Source organism: Halobacillus sp., assembly GCF_049282395.1.
GTDB lineage: Bacteria > Bacillota > Bacilli > Bacillales > Halobacillaceae > Halobacillus.
Genome location: NZ_JBAPTY010000244.1, coordinates 1 through 2358 on the forward strand (window position 1 = coordinate 1; position 2358 = coordinate 2358).

Sequence of the window (2358 nt, forward strand, 5' to 3'; positions counted from 1 at the left end):
TGTGGCATCCCTCCTTTGGAGTGATGTTCCCACGTTCCTACCCGATCGGTGCCATTCACGTTAGGAAAATAATCGTTTCATACTCTAGACTTGGGGCTATTCCTCCACTTCCATTACAGAAGTTTCATCAGTCATTCCCCTACCCTTACAAGGATAAATGCTTTTCAGCATAACTTTATAGCAACCGTTTTGGGTAACAGCCCTTGATTCAACGTTCCTTGCTTTCCAAGTACCATACAACATAGCTATCCGTACTAAACGTAGATGCTTCCTTTAAGCCTGTGAGCTGGATACCGCCGTCGTTCGGTATAGCGTCTTTCAGAGGGGGCAGTTTTACTCCACACCACTCACATCATCGTAAGATGACACATAAGTTTCCTTACGTTTGTAAATTTAGACCCTTACCTTCGGAAGTTCGTCAGTTCTATCTCAAAGAACGATTCTCATCCTATCTAGCTTTTCAGCCGTGAGGCATATCCGTCGGCATACCTTGTTTATGGCTTCAGCCTTCGTTCTGCCTAATCTACCTGTGCTTCACACCTTAAGACCTGTCCGTCTTAACGCATGCAGGAGTGTTGACGGGATGGTTTCGGGAAACATGGATCCTTCATTCCCATCCTCCGTTGTACAGTTGAAATTTAAACAAATAAACTTCCTGCCTTTCACGCAAAAATGCGCTTATAGCAGAACTTGTCGCGCGCCCCCTTTTCTGTAAGACTCGGATTCGAGACATCCGTTCAAAATTTTCATGTTTTTTAAAAGTCTAGTAGATTTAATTTTTAAGTTAATTCACAAAATAAATTTTTCCATATTTTTGAAACCAATACCTCATGAAGACGTATAACATTTTAATGAGGTGATTATATGGAAAAATTAAAAGATAAAAGAAGCTTATTTATGTTTTTGTATGGCATAGTGACAGTGGTTTCCTTTTACACAGTAACCGAATTAGTAGGAATTGATACTTCTCCTGCGTATCAATATAGTACCTATTTAAAGGAAATAATCATCGCAATTATCCCATTGTTGATTACAATATCGTTTCCTGTTATTCGTAAGATGTTTATAAATTCATTTGTCTTATCTCCATTAGCATTGAAGATGACCTGGGTTTACATAACTGGATTCTTTCTTTTTCAATATCTGATTATGAAAATCACATATGATTATGGCATACTAATTTCAAACAGTTGGCGTATATTTTACAATTTGGAAATCCCATACATCACGCACTTTCAATATCCAGTTCTGGGGTTTTCTTTATATGCAATAGCAAGAGTGTTGATAGTCCCTATTATTGAAGAGTTTTTTTACCGTGTATTCTTGATTACTTTCTTCAATAAATGGGTGAACATTTGGGTAGCTGTTGTCTTACAAATGATTATATTTTCTATGAACCATCCGTTTTCCCCTTTTTCCGCAGGGGTCTTTGGACTTTTGCTTGGTACCCTATATGTTAGGACTAAATCCATAATACCTGGATTAATTCTTCATTCATTATGGAACCTCTACAGCGCACTAATTATGAATTTCGATTTATGGTTTATTCCAAGATGGTAGATAGAGATTTTCTTGCTATCCATATCTGAGAGCTAACACCCTGTATTGGATAAACGCCCCCTTTTCCGTAAGACTTGATGTCGAGATATTTTGTAAGTTACTATCTTATATCCCCGTTACTATAATCAGGCAGATGTTCATACCTATCAACTTGAAAGAGATAATACCCCTATCAATAAAAATTGAATCTAAATATGATTCAAGCAACTATTTAACGAAATTGAGAAAAAACCACAGAAACTACTACAACTAATAAGCTCACATAAATCAATCTCTTTAATGTACGTTTATAAACACTGTGATTTCTTCTATTAACTTCATAAAAATCCCACATAAATTGTAGAAAGACAATAGTAATTAAAGAAATACCTATATATATACTTGGCACTCCCCCAAAAGACATTATCAAAACTATAAACAGAGCCGAGAAACCCACTATCGATTCTTCTTTTTCTATTTTTTTCTTAAGATTTTCATCCACTAAATAACAACCTTTCATAATAATTACAAACAAATTAAGGTTTGTACTGTGAAAATTAACAAAATATGTTCTTAGTTTTTGTATCTTTAGTATCTATTTTCACTTATTCTATATGGGGAATATAACATTAATTTTATATATATTTCATCAAATAGCTCGAAACTGAGTCTTCAATTAACCTGCCCCTTAGCAAAAAAGCGATTGCTCATATTGAACAATCGCCCCCTTTAGCGAAAAATTTGAATTCGAGATAAATTTTAAAAAACTTAACTATCAATAACTTTACTCTGCCTGACCCCTGCTCTACAGGCTTTACT

At 35.2% G+C, this 2358-nt stretch carries 2 protein-coding genes; one reads left to right on the forward strand and one right to left on the reverse strand.

Going from position 1 to position 2358, the window contains the following annotated elements; all coding sequences use genetic code 11:
- The first annotated feature begins 864 nt into the window (after positions 1-864).
- Positions 865-1560: a CPBP family intramembrane glutamic endopeptidase gene (locus WAM07_RS10500; protein ID WP_422166658.1), complete on the forward strand. Its 696-nt coding sequence runs from the start codon at positions 865-867 to the stop codon at positions 1558-1560.
- A 211-nt stretch (positions 1561-1771) separates the two neighbouring features.
- Here the strand turns inward: WAM07_RS10500 and WAM07_RS10505 are convergent, their stop codons facing one another.
- Entirely contained in the window at positions 1772-2041 is a 270-nt protein-coding gene (locus WAM07_RS10505; RefSeq protein ID WP_422166660.1) for a hypothetical protein, read from the reverse strand.
- Positions 2042-2358 lie beyond the last annotated feature (317 nt).